Below are 20747 nucleotides of genomic sequence, written 5' to 3'. Positions count from 1 at the left end.
CGCGTGCCCGCCCGACTCGTGCACGTCGTTTGCGCGCAGTGCTTGCCTGTTGGACGGTCGCCTGCGGGATGCCCGCGCGGCCGATTGGGCGGTGTGCGCCCGGCCCCTGGACGTGGGTGCGCGTTGCGCCGGTGGCCCCCGTCCTGGCGCTCGCCGCACCGGCGCTGGGTGGCGGTGCGGGAGGTGCGGGTGTGCGTGTCCTTCGGGTGCGACTGCGTGCGCGGGTCCTTGGCGCGGCGGTGGGAGAGATGCGTGCATGGTGGCGGGGCGGCAGCCCACGTGTGGGCTCCGTGCTCGCGGTGGGCGCCGCAGGAGCGCGTCCCAAGAGCGCCGAGGACGTGCTCGCGGTGGGCGTCGCAGGAGCGCCGAGGACGTGCTCGCGGTGGGCGTCGCAGGAGGCCGTCTCGTGTGGGCGGGTGATCGCGCGGTGGGGCGTGCTGTGGGCGTGGCCGATCTCGTGGTGGGGCGTGCTGTGGCCGATCTCGCGGTGAGGCGTGCCGTGCGCGTGGGCGATGCCGCGGTGAGGCGTGCCGTGCGCGTGGGCGGTGTTGTGGTGAGGCGTGCCGTGCGCGTGGGCGGTGTTGTGGTGAGGCGTGCCGTGCGCGTGGGCGGTGTTGTGGTGTGGGGTGCCGTGTGGCGGGGCCCCGGCTCGTGGGGTGGTGGGCTTGCGGGGCGGGCCGGGGCCGGGTGGTCGCGGTCAGAGGGTGAGGCGGTAGAGGGTCAGGGGGCGGCCGCTGGAGCCGCTGGTGAGGTTGCCCGTGCGTTCGGCCAGGCCCGCCAGCTCCAGCCGGTGGAGCATGCGGCGGGCCGTGCGCTGCTGGACGCCCAGGCGGTCGGCGATCTCGCGGGTCGTCAGCGGATCTTCCCCGGCCGCCGCCCGCGCCTCCAGGAGCTTCGCCAGCGTGGACACCGACAGGCCGACGCGGCGGGCGATGACCGAGAGGTTCTGCGTGCCGGCCGGGGCCGAGGTGACCGACTCCAGGACGATGTCCGTGTCCGCGCGCAGCGACAGGACCGCGGCGACCTCGCCGATCCGGCGGGCCCTGCCCAGGGCTCGGCGGGCCAGGCTCTCGGCCTCGGCCGCGCTGCGACCCAGGCCGAAACCGACGCGTACCAGCTCGTTCTGGGCGGCGAGCCGCGCCAGCATGGGCAGCCCCGTGAAGCCGCCCGTGGCGTCGTGCAGCGGGCCGCGGGTCGTCACCAGCAGATGCGTGCCGCCGCGGAAGCCGGCCAGCGTGCCGCCGAGCGCCGTGGCCTCGCGCAGCAGCCCCTCCTCGTTGGCCACCTCGATCAGCCCGAGTGCGATCTGGGCGTCCTCCTGCGCCTGCCCCTCGGCGGTCAGCATGAGCTGGCGCAGCGCCACCCGTACCGAATGGACGGAAGGGACCAGGCGCAGGACGTGCAGCTCGTCGCGGAGGGCTTCGTGCACGGAGCTCAGGCAGGTGATCACCGCGTGCGCGGGGCCCTTCCGGTGGAAGGCGACGGCCTTCTTGGAGGTCATCTCCGGCCGGTACGGGAGCGTGCGCAGCTCGGAGGTCGGCAGCCCGGCCTCGGCGAACGTGGCGTTGACGTCGGCGGCCGAGAGCGTGTCGATCGACAGCCGGGTGACGTCCTGGCCCTGACGCTGGAGGCGTACCAGGGCGGTGAGCAGCGTCGCGCCCGAGTAGTCCACGAACGCCGCCGGACGGGTGAGCGCCTCGGCGTCGCGGGAGAGCATGTAGGGCACTATGCCGGTGAACAGCCATCCCTCGACGGCGGCGGCGTGTGCCTCGACGATCGCGGGCGCCTGCGACTCGTGGTCGTAGTCGAGGCGCAGCGTGCTGACGCCGGGCTGCTCCTCGCAGACGGCCGCGACGTCGTCGACCAGGTCGTGCGGTCCGACGACCCCGATGACGATTCCCACCCACGCCTCCCTCTCGCTATTTTCGGTCAAGACCGCAACTATAACTTGTGAGGTGCCCGGTGAAATTCCCGTCCATGGCAGAGGCGGACGGCCGTACGCTCGGCGACGAGGAGGTGGCCGCCGTCGAGCGGGTGATCCGCTCCGGCATGCTCAACTCCGTCTGGGGGACCGAGGCGCGGGCGCTGGAGCACGAGATCGCCCGCGTGTACGGCACCCGCCACGCGATCGCCTGCAGCTCCGGCACCGCGGCCCTCCATCTGTCGGTCGTGGCGGCCGCGCCCGACCCGGGGGACGAGATCATCACGACACCGATCACGGACTTCGGGACCGTGGCCCCCATCTTGGCGCAGAACGCCGTCCCTGTCTTCGCGGACGTGGATCCGTCGGACGGGAATCTCGATCCTGACGCCGTGGCCGGGCTCATCGGCCCCCGTACGAAGGCGATCATGGCGGTCCACCTGTTCGGCGCGCCCGCCAGGATCGATGAGCTGCGCGCGCTCGCCGACGAGCACGGCCTGACGCTGATCGAGGACTGCGCCCAGGCCTGGCTGGCGGAGCTGCCGGACGGCCGGCTCGCGGGTACGGCGGGCCAGGTGGGCTGCCTCAGCCTGCAGCAGTGGAAGCACATCACCTGCGGCGACGGCGGGGTGGCGATCACCGACGACGACGAGCTGGCCAGACGTATGCGGCTCTTCTCGGACAAGGGCTGGGACCGCGCGGCCGGCCGGTCGCACGCCGCCTTCGGGCTCAACTACCGCATGACCGAGCTCCAGGCCGCCGTGGCCCGTGCCCAGCTCGCCAAGCTCCCCGGCGTGGTCGCCGCCCGCCGCGGCACCGCCGTACGGCTGATGGACGCCCTGAAAGGCCTCCCAGGGGTACGGCTGCCGCGCCCGGAGGGCCACGCCTGGTGGCTCTTCCCGATCGTCTGCCCGGACGGCGACGCGCCCGAGCTGGCCGCGCACCTGGCGGCGGCCGGGATCCCCGCGCGGGCCGGATACCTGGCCGAGCCGCTGAACAGGGCGCCCGTGTGGGACACGGCCATCTACGGGACCTCCCGCTACCCGCTCGACGGCTATCGGCCGAACCCCTGCCCGCAGGCCGAGCGTATGGTGGACCGCACCCTGATGGTCATCGACTGGAACGAGAACTACACCTCCGAGCACGTCGAGCTGATCGCCCACGAAATGGCGAAATTTCGGGCTCAGCCGTAGTTACGTTCATGTATCAGGCATTGACCTCCCCAGATGCGGTCACTAGGTTTCGGTCAGGACCGGTATTAGTCGAAAGGAAGCCGCACATGAAGAAGGCAGCGGCAGTCGGCGTCGTGGCCGCCCTGAGTCTCGCGGCCGCCGGGTGCGGATCCAGCAGCGGCTCGGACAAGAGCGCCGTGACCCTGTGGATGTATCCCGTCATCGGAGACCAGGCCAAGGGCCAGGCGTTCTGGGGCAAGGTGGAGAAGGACTTCGAGGCCGCCAACCCCACGATCGACGTCAAGATCGACCAGCAGCCCTGGGAGGGCCGCCAGGAGAAGGTCACCACCGCACTGGTCTCGAAGAAGGGCTTCGACCTGGTGGTCCTCGGTCCCGACCAGATCCCCCAGTACGCCCAGCAGGGCACGATCGAGGCGGTGGACGACGTCGTCGCCCCGGCCAAGGCCTCCTACCTGCCGAACTCCCTGACCGCACTCACGGTCAACGGCAAGCTGTACGGCGTACCCATCTACCAGACGATCACCGCGCCCATCTACAACAAGAAGCTGTTCGCCGACGCGGGCGTCACGAAGGTGCCGGAGACACTGGCGGAGCTGAAGGAGGCCGCGCCCAAGCTGGCCGCCAAGAAGGTCGCCGTGCTCGACTACCCCGGCAAGCCCGACGTCAGCCTGAACCAGAGCTTCTACCCGATCCTGTGGGCCAACGGCGGCTCGGTCTTCGCCCCCGACGGCAAGACGGTCGCGTTCAACGGCCAGGAGGGCGTGGACAGCCTGCAGTTCCTGCTCGACCTCAAGGCCGCGGGCGGCCTGCCGGAGAACACCGCGAGCAAGACCAACGACATCGAGGGCGGCCCGCTGGCCGCCGGCAAGACCGCCATGTACCACGCGGCCACCGCGGGCATGGCCGACCAGCTCGCCGCCGCCATCGGCCCCGACAACGTCGGCATCGGCCTGCCGCTCGAGGGCAAGAAGCGGGTCGCGTTCGGCATCCCCGGAGCCCTGGTGCTGGCCAAGCACGCCGAGAACAAGGACGCCGCCAAGAAGCTCGCCACCTACCTGGCCTCGCCCGAGGTGACCGCCGGGCTGGCGAAGGAGTCGGGCTTCTTCCCCGCCCGCACGGACGTGACCGTGCCGGACCAGTCGGCGTCGTCCAAGGAGTTCGCCAAGTCCCTGCAGTACGCCTTCCCCGGCGACAGCCACCCCAAGGCCCGCCAGGTCATGGGCGTGCTCGGCCCGCACCTCCAGGCCGCGCTGCTCGGCAAGGAGGACGCCAAGACCGCGCTCGACGCCGCCGCCAAGGAGGCCAACCAGCTGCTCAGCAGCGGCGGCTGAGCCCCGTACGCCCACCAGAAAGGAAACACCTGGTGCGTCAACGCCTGCGTGACCCGGTCACCGGCCTGCTGTTCGTGCTGCCCGTGCTCGTGCTCTTCCTGATCTTCCGGATCTTCCCGTCGCTGGGCGCGGCGGGCATGAGCCTGACGAACTGGAACATCGGCGGCGAGTGGGACTTCATCGGCGCCGACAACTACGCCCGGCTGCTCGACGACGTGAACTTCTGGCTGAGCCTGCGGGTCACGCTCGTGTACGTGGTGATCTACGTGCCGCTCACGCTGCTCGTGGCGCTCGGCACGGCGTTGCTGCTCAACCAGGTGGTCTTCTTGCGCGGGCTGTTCCGCGGCATGCTCTTCCTGCCGTACGTGACCAGCTTCGTGCTGGCGGGCATCATCTGGCGCTGGATCTACGAGTTCGACGGGCTGATCAACGGCCTGCTGGCCAAGGCGGACCTCGGCCCGGTGGCGTTCCTGGAGCAGTCGGCCCTGGTCCTGCCCGCGCTGGCCGTGGTGTCGGTGTGGAAGGGGTTCGGCTACTCGATGCTGATCCTGCTGGCCGGGCTGAAGTCGATCCCGTCCTCGTACCTGGAGGCGGCCAGGGTGGACGGGGCGAGCGCCTGGCAGCGCTTCCGCCGGATCACCCTGCCGCTGCTCAGGCCCACGATCTTCTTCGTCGTGGTGATCGAGACGATCAGCGCGTTCCAGACCTTCGACACCGTGTACGTGATGACCGGCGGCGGCCCGGTCAGGGCCACCTACACCCTCATCTACGGCATCTACGACCACGGCTTCAGGTCGTTCGACTTCGGCTACGCCGCCACGTGGGGCATGGTGCTGTTCGTCATCGTGCTGGCCGTGTCGCTGGTCCAGCGCCGCTTCCTGGATCGGGGGAACACGTGACGATCACCGCCTCCCGGCCGGTCGCCCAGGTGGCGGCGGCCCGCGCGGCCCGCCGCCGGTGGTGGCGGAGCAGGTGGCCGCTCGCGGCCCTGCTCGCGCTGCTGTCGGTGCTGACCGTCAGCCCGTTCGTGGCGATGTTCGTGGTGGCGCTGTCGCCGGCGGGCCGGCCGACCGTGCCGACCCAGTGGCCGGACTCGCTCACGTTCGACAACATCGCGCGGGTGCTGTCGGCGTCGGGGTTCGCCACGTGGACGGTCAACTCCCTGGTGTACGCCCTGGTCTCCGTGGTGATCATCCTGCTCACCTCGTCCATGGCCGGGTACGCGTTCGCCAAGAAGCGCTTCCCCGGCCGCGAGGCCATGTTCTGGACGTTTCTCGCCACCATGATGGTGCCGTTCCAGGCGACGCTGATCCCGACGTTCGTGCTGGTCAACAGCCTGGACGGGGTGGACACGTTCTGGGGGCTCATCGTGCCGACGCTGGCCAACTCGCAGGCCGTCTTCCTGATGCGGCAGTTCATCCTCGGGCTGCCTGACGAGCTGTTCGACGCGGCCAAGGTGGACGGGGCCTCCGAATGGAGGGTCTACTGGACGATCGTGGTGCCGCTGACCAGGCCGATCCTGGCGACGCTCGGCGTGTTCGTGTTCCTGTGGCACTGGAACGACTTCCTGTGGCCGCTGGTCGTGGGGCAGAGCGACGCCACCCGTACGCTCACCGTGGGGCTGACCACGCTGCGGACCGAGGAGCTGCAACTGTCGGTGCTCATGGCCTCCGCGGCCGTGTCGGTGGTGCCGTGCCTGCTGGTGTTCTTCCTGCTGCAGAGGTACCTGGTCAACAGCATCGCGATGACCGGCCTGAAATAAGGTCTTGCGGGTGGACATTGCTGCACGAAACCTTCGAGACCGGCTCCGGGGCGCGCTGATCGCCGCCGCGGCCACCCCCATGACGGCGTCCGGCGAGGTGGACCTCGACGTGGTCTCCCGCTACCTCGCCGGCCTGGTGGCCGACGGCGCCACCGGCCTGGCGGTGCTCGCCCACACGGGCCGCGGCCCGTACCTCGCCCCGGACGTCCGCGCCGCCGTCATCGAACGCGCGGTGGCCCTGGGCGTGCCGGTGCTGGCCGGGGTGGGCGGAGGACCGTCCGATACGGCGGAGCAGGCGAGCGTCGCGGCCGAGCTGGGGGCGGACGGCGTGCTCGTGTTCCCGTCGGAGGGCGACCGGGTGGCGCTGCACGAGGAGGTGTGGCAGGCGGCCCGCCTGCCGATGATCGCCTTCGACCTCTACACCCGCCCGTGCCCTGCCGGCACGATGCGCGAGCTCCTGCGGCACCCTGGTGTGGCGGGGCTCAAGACGGCCCTGCTGTCGGATGCGATGGGCTGTCAGCTCGCCATCGCGCTCACCAGAGAGGCGGGCAGGCTGGCGATCACGGGGGAGGACCGCATGTTCGGCCCGTCCCTGCTGTGGGGCGCCGAGGCGGCCCTGGTCGGCATCGCGGCGGCGAGCGTCGGCGTGACCGCCGCCGTCCTGGAGGCGTTCAGGGGCAAGGACCTGCGCGTGTTCGAGGATGCGTCCGGGCGGCTGGACCGGCTGGCGCTGGCCACGTTCACCGAGCCCATGGAGGGCTACGTGCAGCGCATGCTCTGGCTGGCCGCCGCCGAGGGCCGCGTACCCGAGTCGCACGCCCACGACCCCTACGGCCCGCCCCTGCCGGAGCAGGAGCGGGCCGGGGTCGTCACTGCTTCCCGGTGAAGCTCGCGTAGTAGTTGGCGGCCATGTCCTCGTCGCCGTGGCCCTGCGCCGCGGCGCGGCGCAGGCGCTCGCCCGTCGCCGCCACCACGTCGAGCCGGACACCGGCCGACTCGCCCGTCTGGGTGATCAGCCTGGTGTCCTTCTCGGCGTTGCTGACGGTGAAGCTGGGCTCGAAGTCGCCCTCCAGGATGGCCTTGGACTTGGCCTGGAAGTACGCGTTGTCCATCGGGCCGCCGGTCACGACCTGGCGCACCAGGTCGGGGTCCAGCCCCAGCCCCTTGGCCAGCGCCAGGGCCTCGGCCACGGCGGCGGTCATCGAGATGCCGTAGCTGACCGTGGCCATCTTGAGCTTGGTCGCGGCGCCGCTCGCGCCGTCGTCGCCGAGCCAGAGCGTGCGCTGCCCGAGCACGTCGAAGAGCGGATCGAGCTTCTGCCTGGCGGCCTGCGGGCCGGCGGCCAGGATGATCAGCTTGCCCTGCTCGGCCGGCTGCCTGGTGCCCTGGACGGGAGCGTCCACGAAGGTCAGGCCGTGCTCGGCGGCCAGCGCGGCCAGCGGCTCGATCGCCGCCACGCCGACCGTGCTCATCTGCGCCCACACCTGCCCCTCCCGCAGGCCCGGAGCGGCGGCGGTGATCACGGCGCGTACGGCGTCGGCATCGAGCAGCATCGTGATAACCACGTCGGCGCCCTCGACTGCCTCTTCGGGCGAACCCACGACGGTCGCGCCGTCGGCCGCCAAGGGCTCGGCCTTCTCCTTCGTACGGTTCCAGACCCTGACATTGATGCCGGATTTGGCCAGGTTGCGGGCCATGGGCGCGCCCATGAGCCCGGTCCCCAGCACTGCGACTTTAGCCATGAACACCAGCCTACGGGCGCGTCATCGGCCCGCGATGGCCACCCGGACGAGGTCTCGGCCGCGCACCGCGTACAGGGCCCGGCGGGAGGGGTCGAGCGCCAGCTTGGGTTCGCCGCCGAACCACTGCCCGGCCAGCCCTTCCACGATGGGCTTCGCCGTGAACGCGACCAGGTCGATCTTGTAGATCGTGTCGCCGTCCGTGCAGTACGCCACCCGGCCGGTGACGAACAGCTCGCCGCCCTTCGTCCCGGCCTTGACCGTCCTGGTGACCTTCCTGCGCCGCAGGTCGAACTCGAACACCTCGCCCGTGCTCGCCATGCCGTACAGGGTGCTCGTCCTGCCGAAGGAGAGCGAGGAGATCTGGCGGGCGCCGGGTACCGGCTCCATCTCCCAGAGCGGCTTCCGCGTGACGAGGTCGAAGGCGGCCAGGCGGGCGGTCGTCGTGACCGGCGGCAGGCCGAGGCCCTCCTGGATCAGGGTGCCCAGGTAGGCGACGCCGCGCCGGGCGGCGACCGAATAGACGGTCTGGCGCTCCACCACCGGCCGGTAGGTCTCGAACGTGCCGGTGCGGGGCGAGTAGAGGGAGAGCGCGCCGTTCATGTGGCCGGGCTCCGGCTGGGTGGGCATGACGATCAGGCCCGTCGCGGCGTCGTAGGCGAGGTCGCGCGGACGGTCCTGCTGGTTGCCCGTGCGGGCGATCAGCTTGGCCTCTGTCTCGCCGGGGTGGTGCGCGTACAGGGCCGCCTGGGTGTAGACGCCCAGGTACGTGGTGTCCCCGACGGTGAGCAGCGTCTTCGGCTCGCCCGCGATGCCCAGCCGGGTCACCTTGCCGGTCGCGACGTCGTGGATGTCGGCGCCGCCCTTGCCGCCGACGTAGACGCGCCGGCCGTCGGAGTGCACGGACATCGGCTCCTCGGGCGCCGACTTGAAGCCGCGCTGCACGAGGTTGACGTAGTCGAGGGAGCCGGTCGCCGGATCGTAGACGAAGACCGCGCTGTCCTGGATGCCGTAGATCCGGCCCTCGTGGGCCAGCAGACGGCAGGTGGCCGCCTCGAAGTACGGGACGCCGAGCACCTCCAGTTGCTCCGTGGCCAGGCTGTAGCGGTAGAACGTGCCGGAGGGGCGGCCCGCGAAGTAGACGTAACCCTCGTGGATCAGGACCGAGACGATGTACTTCTCGCCGGCGGCGGTGGCCTTGACGACCTTGTAGTTCTGCGGCGCGGCCTTCTCCAGGACGAGCAGCTCGGCCAGCGAGTTCATGCCGCCGGCCAGGTGGGTGTCCGACATCGCCATGCTGGAGACCCAGTCGCGGTCGGCCACGGCGGACGGCAGCAGCTCGCGCTTCTCGCCGGTCGCGCGGTCGATCGCGATCAGGTGGGCGTGGGTGCCGATCCCGGCGTAGACGTAGGTGTCGTCGGCCTGGATGCTGCGGACGTACGCCTCGCCCGGCGCGGGCTGGCCCAGGTCGCGGCTCGTGCCCGTGGCCGGGTCGTACTCCCAGACGCGGCCCGGCTCCGACGTGCCCATGTAGACCTTGCCGTCGGGGGAGGAGGCCATGGTCCAGATGTAGTGGTCGGGGTACTCGGCGACCTTGGTGACCTGGTTCGCGACGGTGTCGATCTTGTACAGGTCGGATCTCGCGTGGGTGCCGACGTAGACGTCGGTGCCGACCTTGCACATCGCCCAGATGCCCACGCCCGTCGGGATGTCGAAATGGGTCGTGACCGAATCCTTCGCGAGGTCGTACGCGCCGACCACGTTGGGCGACAGGCCGCGCGAGCCCGCGTAGAGCACGCCGCCGACGAACTCGCCGTTGCCGAGCGGGCTGGCCACGCTCGCCGGGCCCATGCCGGTGAGGGTGCCCTCCGGTTGCTCGCGGGTGGCGGCGCGGGCGGGTGTGGCCGTGAGGGTGGCGGCCGCCGTGGTCGCGGCGGCCGCCTGAAGGAAACGACGGCGGGGGATCATGCGCGGCTCCCTTGATGAGTTTCGCCGCACGCTATAACGGACCTGGCCGTAATGTCTAGATTTGGAAGAGGACGGCGGCGTTGCGCCAGGCGATCCGCTCGGCGGTCTCGCCGGTGAGCCGCGCCGCCGCGACCGCTCCGAACGCCGACGACGGGTCGATCAGCGTCGCGTCGGTGCCGAACAGCAGCTGCGCCGGGTCAACGGCCGCCACCACCTCCGCGATGCGGCCGGCGGGGGCGTGCGACCAGCAGGGCTCCAGGTAGAGGCGGTCGCAGGCGTTCGCGGCCTCGATGGCGTACCGGAATCCGTCGGCGCCCATGTGCCCGGCGATCACCCGCAGGCCCGGGATGTCCAGGCAGACCTCCGCCAGGGCGAGCACCGACGTGCCCCAGGTGTGCACGAGCGCGGGCCGGCCGGTCGCGGCCACCAGCGTGAGCGCGTCGCGGAGCTGCGAAGAGGCGACGGGCGAGCCCGTGTAGTCGGTGTGGATCTTGACGCCGACGAACCGGCCGCCCGGCAGGTACGCCGCCAGATCCTCCTCCGCCTCGCGCAGGCGGCGCGGGTTGACCGTGACGTAGCCGAGCAGGCGGTCCTGCGTCTCCAGGTACGCGGAGAGGGCGCGGTTGCCGGCGGGGGCGTCGTAGATGACCGCCTCGGTGGCCGAGACGATCGCCCGGTCGATGCCGTAGCGGTCCATGGTGGCGAGGTTGGCCTCGGCCACGTCCATGGTGAAGAACCACGGGCCCCAGTGGGCGTGCACGTCGATGATCATGACTGCGGCCTCCTCAGGAGCCTTTTCGCGTTGCCGCCGGCCACGGCGGCGATCTCCTCCGGCTTCAGCCCGCTGGTGGCCAGGCGGAGGAGGGGAACGAGCGGCTCGTAGTGGGGGGTGCGCGAGCCGTACAGGAGGCGGTCGGCGCAGAGTTCGGCGGCGGCGAGTTCCAGCGCGTCGGGGGAGTTGAGCAGGCGGGTGGAGGTGTGGAAGCCGGGCTCGTCCGCGGCCGCCACCAGGAAGTCGCCCAGGTGGTAGAAGTGCGTGTCGAGGAAGACCACGCAGGCCCCGAGCCCGGCGAAGGGCTGCCAGAACCTGCGCACGTCGCCTCCGGTGAGCACCACCAGGCCGAGCCGCGCCGCCTGCCGGGCGACGTGCCTGACGGACGGGAACCCCGCCTCGACGCCCTGCTCATCCGGGAACAACCGGACGGCCCGGACGCCCTCGGAGGCCAGCCGGTCCAGCTCACGCGCCGCGCCGATCGGGTCGCGCAGGTCCACCGCCCCGACGGGGACGACCTCCGGGGACGCCTGCGCGAGCAGCTCGTCGTTGCCCGAGCGCACGTCGAACAGCGCGGCCCGCAGGCTCGCCACCGCCGCCGCCCTGATCCGGTGCTCGCCCAGCAGTCCGCGCACCGAGGCGGGCGTCCCGGGTGGGCCGTCGCGGTCCGGGTACGCCCCGAACAGCACGTCCACGTCGAGCGCCACCTCCAGCTCGCCGACCAGCCGCCACGCGTCGAACGGCATACCGGTCCCATCCTCAATTGCCATGCCGCACATCATGCCATTGACGAACCGTGCTTATAAAGTTACGGTCTGGCCCATAATTGCTCAGCAATGAACGCGAGGTGCGCCCATGCTCCGGTCCATCCTGGTCATCCTGTCGGCGCTCTTACCCGCGCTCCTCACCGGCCCGGTCGCCCGGGCGGCGTCCTGCGACGCCCCGGCGGTGGAGCGGTTCGGCCCGGCGTCGGTCACCGGCGCCATCGTGGGCGCGGCCGTGCAGGACGGGCACGCCTACGTGGTCACCCGCGGCCTGAAGCCGCCGGTGCTCGCCGACATCGACCTCGCCACCCGGAAGGTCGTCAGGAGCGTCACCCTGCCCGACGGCCCGGCCACCGGTGAGCCGGAGGGCGCGTGGGCCACGGCCGTGTCCGGCGGCAAGATCTACGTCGGTACGTATCCGGTGCCCGACCTCTACCGCTTCGACCCGGCCACGGGCACGGTGGAGCGTCTGGCATCGTTCGGGAAGAACGGCGGCTTCGTCTGGAGTCTCGCCGCCGCGCCCGACGGCACGCTCTATGTGGGCACCTACCCGGACGGCCGGGTCCGGGAGTACGTGCCGGCCACGGGCGCGGTGCGCGACTTCGGCGTGCTGGCCCAGGGCGAGCGGTACGTGCGGGCGGTGGCCGCCGACGACACCTACGTGTACGCGGGACTGCTCGACAAGGGCAAGCTCGTCCGGATCACCCGGGCGGACGGCACGGTGAAGGAACTGGCGAGCGCCCCGACCGGCGTCGGCGCCGTGGCCGTGCACGGCGACCGGGTGCTGGCCGCCGCCGGTGACGTGCTGATCGACGTGCGCGCCGACGGCACGGACGAGCGCCGCGCGACCCTCGAGGGCGGCACGATCGACATGCTGACCGTGGCCGCCGACGACACCGTCTACGCCACCTCCCGGCCCGACGGCGCCGTCCACCGCTACCGCACGGGCGACACCGCCTTGACGAAGGTCGCCGACCCGCCCTCGCCGGGCGACGAGACCAGGCGGCTGCAGCTGCTCGACGACAACACCCTGCTCGGCTTCGCGGGCAGTGGCGGCATGTGGTGGCTCGACCTGCGCACGGGGCAGTCGTCCTTCGTCGATCTGATCGACGCCGGCCTGCCCAGCGGCCCGGAGCGGCCGCAGAGCATGCTCGTCGTGCCGAACCGCGCCGTCTACATCGGCGGCCACTTCTCGATGGAGGTACGCGACCTGCGCACAGGCGACAGGCGCAGGTTCCGGATGCCCGGCGAGCCGAAGGACCTCGTGCGGCGCGGCGACAAGATCTACGCCGCCATCTACCCGAGCGGGCAGATCGTCTCCGTCGACCTGCGTACCGACCAGGTGCGCAGCGTCGGCTACCTGGGACACGGCCAGCAGCGCCCCTGGGACATCGAGTACGACCCCACCACCGACAAGCTCGTGGTCGCCAGCGCCCCGCTCGGCGCGAATCTGAACGGCGCCCTGTCCGTGGTCGACCCCGGCACCGGCCGCATCGACGTCTACGAGGGCGTCATCCCTGACGAGAGCCTCATGAGCCTCTCGCTCGACCCCCGTGGCGGCGTCGTCTACCTGGGTGGCGACGTGCTCGGCGGAGGCGGGACCCCGCCGGTCAAGACGTCGGCGTCGGTCGCCGCCTTCGACCTCCGCACCCGCAAGGTGCTCTGGCAGGTGGACCCGATCCCGGGACACCGCACGTTCCAGGACATCAAGGCGCACGACGGGCTGCTGTACGGCGTCTACAAGCGCGACTCGGGCACCTGGATCGCCATGGACCTGGCCACCAAGCAGGTGGTGCGGCAGGGCAAGCTCTCCGGGTACGGCGAGCTGACCGTGCACCGGGGCAGGGTGTTCGCGTCCACGTTCTTCGGCGGCGGGAACGCGTACGAGCTGGGCACCGAGGCGAAGCTCCTGGCCACCGGGCTCGGCGACGAGTGGTACACGAACCCGCAACTGCACTTCGAGCCCGGCTCCTGGCGGGCGTGGGCGCTCGTGGGCAGGGACCTGGCCAGGATCACGCTCGATCCGCGCTGCCCGGCCTTGACCGTCAATCAGTGACTCCATTAGGTTTCGGTCTGTGCCGAAATATGTGATCGACGCCTACCGGCTCATCGGTCCCGTGCCGTTCGACGACCTGCCGAGCGACCCACGGGACGAGATGGGCCGGCTGGGCATCGACCGGGCCTGCGTCACCCACACGCTCAGCCTCTACTCCGACCCGCGGGCGGGAAACGAGGCGCTGCTCGCGCTGGACGACCCCCGGCTCATCCCCGTGCCCGTGGTGGTGCCGGGGGCGGGCGGCGAGCCGGCGGGGCCGGACGAGGTGGCGGCGTGGGGCGTACGGATGATCAGGCTCTGCCCCGAGCGCCACCGCTTCGACCTGACGGGACCGACCGCCGTGCGGTGGCTGGCCGAGATCGGCCTGCCCGTGGCGATCGACCTGGACGAGACCTCGCCCGCCCAGCTCCGCCACCTCGCCGAGCGCCTGCCCGGCCTGCCCGTCCTCGTGCTCAACCCCGGCTACCGCCGGCTCCGCGCGCTGGCCGAGCTGATGACCGAGGCGCCGGACGTGCGGGCCGAGATCGGCACCGTCAACACACAGGGAGGCGTCGAGTGGCTGGCGGCGCGGTTCGGGGCGGGGCGGCTGGTGTTCGGCACGGGCGCGCCGGTGTCCGACGACTGCGGCCCGCGTTTCCTGCTCGACCACCTCGACCTGCCCCAGGAGGACGTCGAACGGATCGCCGCCGGGACCCTGGAGGAGCTGCTGTGATCCTCGACGCCCACGGCCACGTCGGGACCTGGCCCGACTTCCTCATCCCGCACCCCACCGCCGAGCACCTCGTGGCCGCGATGGACCGCGTCGGCGTCACCGCGATGGGCATCAGCCACCTGCTCGCCGTCGGCCCGGACGCCGCGCGCGGCAACGAGCTGGCCATGGAGATCGCCGGACGTTTCCCCGGCAGGTTCGGGGTGTGGCAGGTCTACAACCCGCACCACCGCACCCCGCTGGCCCGCGACGGCGTGTGGGGGGTCAAGCTCCACCCCGACGTGCACCAGTGCCGCCTGGACGACCCCCTGTACGAGCCGGTCTGGCAGCTCGGCCTGCCGGTCCTCGCGCACGGCCAGACGGACTCGCCGTGGAGCGACCCCGCCCAGTTCGCCGCCGTCGCCGCCCGGCACCCGCACGTACGGCTGATCATGGGGCACACGGGGCTCTGGGCGTACGGGTTCGGCCGCGCGGCCCGGCTCGTGGCCGAGCATCCGAACGTGTTCCTGGAGACGTGCGGCTCGAAGATGACCGGCCGCTGGATCGCCCGGCTGGCCGCGCTGGCGGGCGCCGAGCGGGTGCTGTTCGGCTCGGACGCGTGCTTCCTCGACCTGCGCACCGGGTACGGCCGCGTCGCCCTGGCCCCGCTCACCGACGCCGACCGCGCCCTCATCCAGGGCGCCAACCTGGCCCGCCTCCTCGGCCTCCCCACGTCGGGCCCACTCACGAAGGGACGACTCTCGTGACGCTCGCCATCCACGGCGGCACCCCCGTCCGCTCGGCCCCCTGGCCCGCCTGGCCGCCGCCCCTCGACCCGGCGCAGCGCGAGCTCGTCACCAAGGTGCTCGAGAGCGGCCTCTGGGGCGCCACGCAGGGCGGTTCCGTGGTCGCGGACCTGACGGCCGCGTTCGCCCGCCGCTCCGGCGTCCGGTACGGCGTCGCCGTCGGCAACGCCACGCTGGGCCTGTTCGCCGCGCTCCGCGGCCTCGGCGTGGGCAGGGGCGACGAAGTGATCGTCCCGGCGTACACGTTCGTGGCGTCGGCCACCGCGGTGCTGCTGGCCGGCGCCACGCCCGTCATCGTGGACGTGGATCCGGCGGACCTGCACCTGTCACCGCGCGCCGTACAGGACGCCCTGACCGGCAGGACGGCGGCGATCATGCCCGTGCACCTGGCCGGCAGCCCGGCCGCCATGGACCCACTGAACGACCTGGCCGCCCGCCACGGCCTCGCGGTCGTCGAGGACACCGCCCAGGCGCACGGCGCCACGTACCGCGACCGCCCCGTCGGCGGCCTGGGCGACGCGGGGGTCTACAGCTTCCAGGCGAGCAAGGCGATGACCGCGGGCGAGGGCGGGCTGATCGTCTGCCGCGACGAGGCCGTGCACAGTCGCATCTGGTCGGCCTGCAACGTCGGCCGCGAGCTCGGCGGTCGCTGGTACGGCCACCCGTCCGTCGGCTGGAACCTGCGCCTCACCGAGATCCAGGCGGCACTCCTGCTTCCCTGGCTGGACCGCCTCGACGGGGAGATCGACCGCAGGAACGCCTTCTGCGCCGTCCTGGAACGCGAGCTGGCCGCCATTCCCGAGGTGAGCGTGGTGCCGCGGCCCGAGGGCACGACACGCGACTCGCGCCACCTCCTCATGATGCGCCTCGACGCCGGCGTGGACCGGGAGTTCGTGCTGGCCGCCATGGCCGCGGAGGGGGTGCCGCTCGACGCCGGCTACCCGCCGCTCGGCACCATGGCGGCCCTCACCGCGGAGGGCGCCCGCGTGGAGCCCTGCCCGGCCGCCGAGGAGGCCGCAAGGACCGTCGTGTGGGTACGCCAGGCGATGCTCATGGACGCACCGGAGGCGGCCGCCGGCGTCGCCGAGGCCCTCGCGAAGGTCCTGTCTAATTAGTTTCTTAGCCGTAATTTGATATTGACGGCAAAACAGACCGCAGCCTAGGTTTCGGTCATGACCTTAATTAAGCGCATGCTGGCGTGCGGCATGGTGGCCGCCCTCGCCGCGTTCGGCGCCGCCGGCCCGGCGGTCGCGGCGCCGAACGTGGAGGATCTCGGCGTCCCCCTGGAGGACGTGCTGCTGATCGGCGGCGTGGTGGCGCCGGGCCCCGGTGGCCGGACCGTGCTGTGGGGCGCCTCCTCGGGCACCCCCGCCCACCTCAACGCCGTCGATCCCGCCACCGGCGCCGAGGTGGCCAGGTACGACCTGCCGGGCGCCGGCGGCTCCTGGGCCCTGGACGCCACCCCGGACGGCGGCGTGTACGCCGGCACGTACGGCGACGGACGCCTCTACCGCTGGACGGACCAGGGCGGTGTCCAGGACCTCGGCAGGCCCCTGCCCTCGGAGGACTTCATCTGGTCCGTGGCCGCGGGCGAGGGCGCCACCGTCTACGGCGGGACCTCCCCGGGCGGCCGCCTGTTCGCCTACGACCCCGCCACCGGCGTGCGCGACTACGGCAGGCTCTCGCCCTCCCACGCCTACGTACGCAGTGTCTCCTACGCCGGCGGGAAGATCTACGCCGGCACCGAGGCACCCGCCGCCGTCTTCGAGATCGACGCCGCCTCGGGCGCGAGCAGGCAGCTCCCCACGCCCGACGGCCTCGACCCTGCCGGCAAGTGGGCTTACGACGTGAACGCCGCGGGCGGCTTCCTCTACGTCCGCTACGGCGGCGCCGGCCCCGGCCCGCTGCACGTCTGGGACATCGCCGCCGGCCGGTGGACCGGCACGATCGACCCCGCGCACGGCCTGGACGTCTCGCCCCCGGACGACGAGGGCGCCGTCTACCTGGTCAAGAGCGGTGAGCTGGTCCGCTACGACCCCCGGACCAAGGCCACCACGCCGACCGGCGTGCCCATCACGGGCCGGGTCGCCAACACGCGCGGCATCGGCTGGGCCGAGCTGGGCCTGCCGGACTATCCGGGGAAGAGCGTCGTCGGCCTGCTCTGGCGCGGGCTGATGTTCCGCTACAACCCTCAGACCGGCGCGAAGTCGTTCGTGCAGACGGCGGTCAGGGGCGAGCCCATCGACGTGACGGCGCTCGCGGAGGGCCCCGACGGCCGCATGTACGCCGGCGGCTTCCTCAACGGCGGCTTCGCCGCCCTGGACCCGAAGACGGGCACGAAAACAGAGTTCCACACGTTCTCGCAGAGCGAGGACATGATCGCCCACGATGGCAAGCTCTACATCGGCGCCTATCCCGAGGCCAGGGTCTACGCCTACGACCCGGCGCTGCCGTGGAACAGCACCGAGTACTCACCCAGCCCCGAACCAGGCCCGGCGGCGAACCCGGCACGGCTGTTCGACTTCGCCGCCGACAAGCAGATCAGGCCGCGGGCGCTGGTGTCGGCGGGCCGATACCTCGCCGCCGGCACCATGCCCGACCTCGGCGAGCTGGGCGGCGTGCTGGCCGTGTGGGACCCGCGGACAGGGACGCTCAAGCACGCCCAGCGCAACGTGGTCCAGGACCAGAGCATCGTCTCGCTCGCCTACCGCGACGGCGTGCTCTACGGCGGCACGTCCATCTACAGCGGCCAGACGGCCACGCAGCCGACCCAGCCGGAGGCCAAGCTGTTCGCGTGGTCGGTGAAGGAGAACCGGCTGCTGTGGCAGATCGTCCCCGCCCCGGGCAAGCCCGCCGTCCCCGCCCTGACGTTCGACGACCGGGGACGGTTGTGGGGGATCGCGGGCGGCGAGGTGTTCGCGGTCAGCACGGCCGCCCGCAAGGTGATCGAGCGCGTCACGCTGTCGGACAGCAAGAGCACGAGCGGGCAGCTCGCCTTCAACCGGCGCGACCAGACCCTGTACGGCGCGCACGCCGGCCAGTACGTCTTCTCGCTCGACCCGCGGACCGGGCGGCACGACGTGCTGAGGCAGGGACCCGTGCAGCAGCTCGCCGTGCACGGGTCCGGGGACGTCTACTTCGCCGAGGGGCCGCGCCTGTTCAGGCTGGCCCGTCAGCAGGCACGGTAGGTGGAGAAGTTCTCGAAGCGTGACAGGTGGAGGTGGCCGTCGGGGCCGAGGACCAGGTTCGAGACCTCCGAGTTCTGTATAGCGGCCTTGACCGTAATCTGCCGAGCTGGTACGTGACAAGATGTCGGAATGGCCCCCGAGCGGATCATCGCGGTACGACACGGACAGAGCCAGGCGAACCTGGCCCACCAGCAGGCCGGCGACCGGCCGCTGTTCTACGAGCCGGGCGACCACGAGGTGACGCTGACCGAGTTGGGCAGGAAGCAGGCGGCGGCGCTCGGGCGGTTACTGGCGGGCATGCCCGCCGCCGAGACGCCCGAGGTCGTGTGGTGCTCGCCCTATCTGCGGGCGCTCGACACGTGGCGGGTGGCCCTGCAGTCGTGGGGCGCCGGCCCGCTCCCGGTCACCGTGGACGAGCGGCTCAGGGACCAGGAGGCGGGCGCGTTCGCGCACTACAACCTGGCCGCGATCAGGGATCGCTTCCCCGATGAGCTGGCGCGGCGGGAGGCCCAGGGCGCGTACGCCTTCAGGCCGCCCGGCGGCGAGTCCCTGGCCGACGTCGTGGTCAGGCTCCGTGAGCTCCTCGCCGACCTACGCGAACACGCGGCAGGGCGGCGGGTGCTGATCGTCGCCCACGACTCGGTGGTGCTGGGCCTGCGCCACGTCATCGCGGGCGGTCCTGACGCGGATCTGGCGGCCGTCCTGGAGTTCGCGCCGGTGCTGAACGGCTCCGTGTCCGTCTGGGACCGTTCCGGGCTCGTCCGGTTCAACGACGTCGCGCATCTCTAGCCGGTGGAGACGATCAGCTCGGCCCGCTCCCGGGTCCGGTCCTCGGCGAACCACTCCTCCTCCGCCGCGAACCACTCCCGCCACCGAAGCTCCAGCTCGGCCCCGTCCCGCTCCATGACCCGCGCGAACCGCACCGGCCGCGGAGCCTCCAGCCACACGGTGAACGCCAGCAAATGGGCGACGGAGGAGCGAGCCGTGCCCACGCCCTCGATGACCAGGACCGGCGCCACCGGCACCGACACCTGCTCGGCGTACTCTCCGCGCACCCAGTCGTACCTGCGGAAACCCCCGGGCAGACCGTCCCGCAGCGGGACGAGCACCTGCGACTCCAGCGCGTGGAACCAACCGCCCGGTCCGCCCTCCCACGGCACGGGGAAGTGGTCGCTGTGGATCACCTGGCAGCCGAGCGCCGCCCCCAGCCGGACCGCGAAGGTCGTCTTGCCCGCGCCCGCCGGCCCGTCCACCGCCACCAGCCGGACGGGGCCGCACGACGGCCGCAGGCTCATGATGCGCTCGGCCAGGTGATTCACCGACCCAGGGTAGATGACCCGGTACGTGCAACTGAGAGAATGTTCTTTCGCCCCGAACGCAAGTAGGAGGTTGATCTTGCTCGGACCCCTCGGCGACATTGTCGTGCTCGACTTGTCCAGGGCCCTTGCCGGGCCGCACGCAGCGCAGATGCTGGGTGACCTGGGCGCTCGGGTGATCAAGGTGGAGCATCCGGACGGGGGCGACGAGTCGCGCGGCTGGGGACCGCCGTTCGTCGGGCCGGATCACGAAATTTCGACCTATTTCCTGGCGGCCAACCGCAACAAGCAGTCCATCGCCGTCGACCTCAAGTCCGCCGAGGGCAAACGGCTCATCGAGCGCCTCGTGCGCCAGAGCGACGTCCTCATCGAGAACTTCCGCACCGGCGTGCTCGACCGCCTGGGCTTCTCCGCCGAGCGCCTCCACGAGCTCAACCCCCGCCTGGTCATCCTGTCGATCACCGGTTTCGGCCACGACGGCCCCGAAGGCGGACGTCCCGGCTACGACCAGATCGCCCAGGGCGAGGCGGGCCTGATGTCGCTGACCGGCCCGTCGCCCGATGAGCCGTACCGCGTGGGCGCGTCCATCGCCGACCTGCTCGCCGGCATCCACGGCGCGTACGGCGTCGTCAGCGCCCTCTACGAGCGCGAGCGCACCGGCGAGGGCCGTGTCGTACGCACCTCGCTGCTGGCCGCGATCACCGGCGTCCACTCCTACCACGGCACCGCCTGGACGGTCGGCGGCAAGGTGCCGGCCGCCGGCGGCAACCACCACGCCTCCATCGCCCCCTACGGCGCCTTCCGCTGCGCCGACGGCATGCTGCAGATCGCCGCGGCCAACGACGGGCAGTGGAAGAAGGTCGCCACGCTGCTCGGCATCGACCCCGGAGAGCCGAAATACGCCACGAACAGGGACAGGTTCGCGCACCGGGACGAGCTGATCGCCGACATGGAGAAGGCACTGGCCGCCCACGACCGCGCCTACTGGCTGGCCAGGCTGGGCGACGAGGGTGTGCCGGCGGGCGCGATCAGGTCGCTCGACGAGGTCTACGCCTGGGAGCAGACCCGCTCGCAGGGCCTGGTCGTCGAGGTGGAGCATCCTGTGCTGGGGAAGATCGAGCTGCCCGGGCCGCCGCTGCGCTTCGACGGGCTGACCGGCTTCGAGCACACCGCGCCGCCCGCGCTCGGACAGGACGGCGACGCGGTGCTCGCCTGGCTGGAGGAGCGCGAACGATGATCCGCA

The 20747-nt window shown here is 71.9% G+C and carries 19 protein-coding genes; 13 read left to right on the top strand and 6 right to left on the bottom strand.

What is annotated here, in order from left to right:
• Positions 1–191: 191 nt before the first annotated feature.
• Positions 192–491 carry a hypothetical protein gene (locus tag ACQPWU_RS40895; protein WP_433431045.1) on the top strand — a complete coding sequence of 100 codons (300 nt, stop codon included), beginning with the start codon at positions 192–194 and terminating at the stop codon, positions 489–491.
• Between the two features lie 206 nt (positions 492–697).
• On the opposite strand, the gene ACQPWU_RS40890 is transcribed toward ACQPWU_RS40895, so the two are convergent.
• Positions 698–1933: a hypothetical protein gene (locus tag ACQPWU_RS40890; protein ID WP_433431044.1), complete on the bottom strand. Its 1236-nt coding sequence runs from the start codon at positions 1931–1933 to the stop codon at positions 698–700.
• A 44-nt stretch (positions 1934–1977) separates the two neighbouring features.
• Here ACQPWU_RS40890 and ACQPWU_RS40885 point away from each other — a divergent pair, with 44 nt between their 5' ends.
• The 5 genes from ACQPWU_RS40885 (at position 1978) to ACQPWU_RS40865 (ending at position 7093) form a co-directional block, all read left to right on the top strand.
• Positions 1978–3114 (top strand): DegT/DnrJ/EryC1/StrS family aminotransferase, encoded by a 1137-nt coding sequence (locus tag ACQPWU_RS40885; RefSeq protein ID WP_433431043.1) that lies wholly within the window; start codon positions 1978–1980, stop codon positions 3112–3114.
• Positions 3115–3200: 86 nt separating this feature from the next.
• Positions 3201–4445 carry an ABC transporter substrate-binding protein gene (locus ACQPWU_RS40880; protein WP_433431042.1) on the top strand — a complete coding sequence of 415 codons (1245 nt, stop codon included), beginning with the start codon at positions 3201–3203 and terminating at the stop codon, positions 4443–4445.
• A 32-nt stretch (positions 4446–4477) separates the two neighbouring features.
• The gene (locus tag ACQPWU_RS40875; RefSeq protein ID WP_433431041.1) at positions 4478–5344 is read left to right on the top strand and encodes a carbohydrate ABC transporter permease; all 867 of its coding nucleotides are present in this window, start codon (positions 4478–4480) and stop codon (positions 5342–5344) included.
• Complete coding sequence (locus ACQPWU_RS40870) at positions 5341–6207, top strand: carbohydrate ABC transporter permease (protein WP_433431040.1); 867 nt, start codon at positions 5341–5343, stop codon at positions 6205–6207. The genes ACQPWU_RS40875 and ACQPWU_RS40870 overlap by 4 nt, the downstream gene beginning before the upstream one ends.
• A gap of 10 nt (positions 6208–6217) precedes the next feature.
• The gene (locus tag ACQPWU_RS40865; protein ID WP_433431039.1) at positions 6218–7093 is read left to right on the top strand and encodes a dihydrodipicolinate synthase family protein; all 876 of its coding nucleotides are present in this window, start codon (positions 6218–6220) and stop codon (positions 7091–7093) included.
• On the opposite strand, the gene ACQPWU_RS40860 is transcribed toward ACQPWU_RS40865, so the two are convergent.
• Genes ACQPWU_RS40860 through ACQPWU_RS40845 form a run of 4 tightly spaced genes read right to left on the bottom strand, consistent with a single transcriptional unit; the run spans position 7077 to position 11456 of the window.
• A complete protein-coding gene (locus ACQPWU_RS40860; protein WP_433431038.1) occupies positions 7077–7949 on the bottom strand; it encodes an NAD(P)-dependent oxidoreductase in 873 nt (290 codons plus the stop codon). The genes ACQPWU_RS40865 and ACQPWU_RS40860 overlap by 17 nt on opposite strands.
• Positions 7950–7970: 21 nt before the next feature.
• A complete protein-coding gene (locus ACQPWU_RS40855) occupies positions 7971–9914 on the bottom strand; it encodes a PQQ-binding-like beta-propeller repeat protein (protein ID WP_433431037.1) in 1944 nt (647 codons plus the stop codon).
• A gap of 55 nt (positions 9915–9969) precedes the next feature.
• Positions 9970–10686, bottom strand: a complete 717-nt coding sequence (locus ACQPWU_RS40850) for an amidohydrolase family protein (protein ID WP_433431036.1) — start codon at positions 10684–10686, stop codon at positions 9970–9972.
• Positions 10683–11456, bottom strand: coding sequence for an amidohydrolase family protein (locus ACQPWU_RS40845; protein ID WP_433431035.1), 774 nt, complete (start codon positions 11454–11456; stop codon positions 10683–10685). Before ACQPWU_RS40845 ends, ACQPWU_RS40850 begins: the two co-directional genes overlap by 4 nt.
• 85 nt (positions 11457–11541) lie before the next feature.
• Here ACQPWU_RS40845 and ACQPWU_RS40840 point away from each other — a divergent pair, with 85 nt between their 5' ends.
• The 6 genes from ACQPWU_RS40840 (at position 11542) to ACQPWU_RS40815 (ending at position 18977) form a co-directional block, all read left to right on the top strand.
• A complete protein-coding gene (locus ACQPWU_RS40840) occupies positions 11542–13506 on the top strand; it encodes a PQQ-binding-like beta-propeller repeat protein (RefSeq protein ID WP_433431034.1) in 1965 nt (654 codons plus the stop codon).
• 19 nt (positions 13507–13525) lie between these two features.
• On the top strand, positions 13526–14218 hold the full coding sequence (locus ACQPWU_RS40835) for an amidohydrolase family protein (protein ID WP_433431033.1): 693 nt from the start codon (positions 13526–13528) through the stop codon (positions 14216–14218).
• Positions 14215–14961, top strand: coding sequence for an amidohydrolase family protein (locus tag ACQPWU_RS40830; protein ID WP_433431032.1), 747 nt, complete (start codon positions 14215–14217; stop codon positions 14959–14961). Before ACQPWU_RS40835 ends, ACQPWU_RS40830 begins: the two co-directional genes overlap by 4 nt.
• A complete protein-coding gene (locus tag ACQPWU_RS40825; protein ID WP_433431031.1) occupies positions 14958–16115 on the top strand; it encodes a DegT/DnrJ/EryC1/StrS family aminotransferase in 1158 nt (385 codons plus the stop codon). The genes ACQPWU_RS40830 and ACQPWU_RS40825 overlap by 4 nt, the downstream gene beginning before the upstream one ends.
• Positions 16116–16172: 57 nt before the next feature.
• Positions 16173–18188: a hypothetical protein gene (locus tag ACQPWU_RS40820; protein WP_433431030.1), complete on the top strand. Its 2016-nt coding sequence runs from the start codon at positions 16173–16175 to the stop codon at positions 18186–18188.
• A 129-nt stretch (positions 18189–18317) separates the two neighbouring features.
• Positions 18318–18977 carry a histidine phosphatase family protein gene (locus ACQPWU_RS40815; RefSeq protein WP_433431029.1) on the top strand — a complete coding sequence of 220 codons (660 nt, stop codon included), beginning with the start codon at positions 18318–18320 and terminating at the stop codon, positions 18975–18977.
• Here ACQPWU_RS40815 and ACQPWU_RS40810 read toward each other — a convergent pair.
• The gene (locus ACQPWU_RS40810; protein WP_433431028.1) at positions 18974–19507 is read right to left on the bottom strand and encodes a uridine kinase family protein; all 534 of its coding nucleotides are present in this window, start codon (positions 19505–19507) and stop codon (positions 18974–18976) included. The two genes, ACQPWU_RS40815 and ACQPWU_RS40810, sit on opposite strands and share 4 nt — an antisense overlap.
• 76 nt (positions 19508–19583) lie before the next feature.
• On the opposite strand from ACQPWU_RS40810, the gene ACQPWU_RS40805 reads away from it, so the two are divergent.
• Positions 19584–20741, top strand: a complete 1158-nt coding sequence (locus ACQPWU_RS40805; RefSeq protein ID WP_433431027.1) for a CaiB/BaiF CoA transferase family protein — start codon at positions 19584–19586, stop codon at positions 20739–20741.
• Positions 20742–20747 lie beyond the last annotated feature (6 nt).

The organism is Nonomuraea sp. CA-141351 (assembly GCF_050944675.1).
GTDB lineage: Bacteria > Actinomycetota > Actinomycetes > Streptosporangiales > Streptosporangiaceae > Nonomuraea.
Note: the sequence above shows the minus strand (reverse complement) of the source record. Positions and strands in the feature narration are given on the sequence as shown.

What these genes read in the sequence shown, in the direction of transcription:
- ACQPWU_RS40885 (WP_433431043.1), top strand. Translation starts at nt 1,978, where the DNA reads ATGGCAGAGGCGGACGGCCGTACGCTCGGCGACGAGGAGGTGGCCGCC.
- ACQPWU_RS40880 (WP_433431042.1), top strand. Translation starts at nt 3,201, where the DNA reads ATGAAGAAGGCAGCGGCAGTCGGCGTCGTGGCCGCCCTGAGTCTCGCG.
- ACQPWU_RS40860 (WP_433431038.1), bottom strand. Translation starts at nt 7,949, where the DNA reads ATGGCTAAAGTCGCAGTGCTGGGGACCGGGCTCATGGGCGCGCCCATG.
- ACQPWU_RS40855 (WP_433431037.1), bottom strand. Translation starts at nt 9,914, where the DNA reads ATGATCCCCCGCCGTCGTTTCCTTCAGGCGGCCGCCGCGACCACGGCG.
- ACQPWU_RS40850 (WP_433431036.1), bottom strand. Translation starts at nt 10,686, where the DNA reads ATGATCATCGACGTGCACGCCCACTGGGGCCCGTGGTTCTTCACCATG.
- ACQPWU_RS40845 (WP_433431035.1), bottom strand. Translation starts at nt 11,456, where the DNA reads ATGGCAATTGAGGATGGGACCGGTATGCCGTTCGACGCGTGGCGGCTG.
- ACQPWU_RS40840 (WP_433431034.1), top strand. Translation starts at nt 11,542, where the DNA reads ATGCTCCGGTCCATCCTGGTCATCCTGTCGGCGCTCTTACCCGCGCTC.
- ACQPWU_RS40820 (WP_433431030.1), top strand. Translation starts at nt 16,173, where the DNA reads ATGACCTTAATTAAGCGCATGCTGGCGTGCGGCATGGTGGCCGCCCTC.
- ACQPWU_RS40815 (WP_433431029.1), top strand. Translation starts at nt 18,318, where the DNA reads ATGGCCCCCGAGCGGATCATCGCGGTACGACACGGACAGAGCCAGGCG.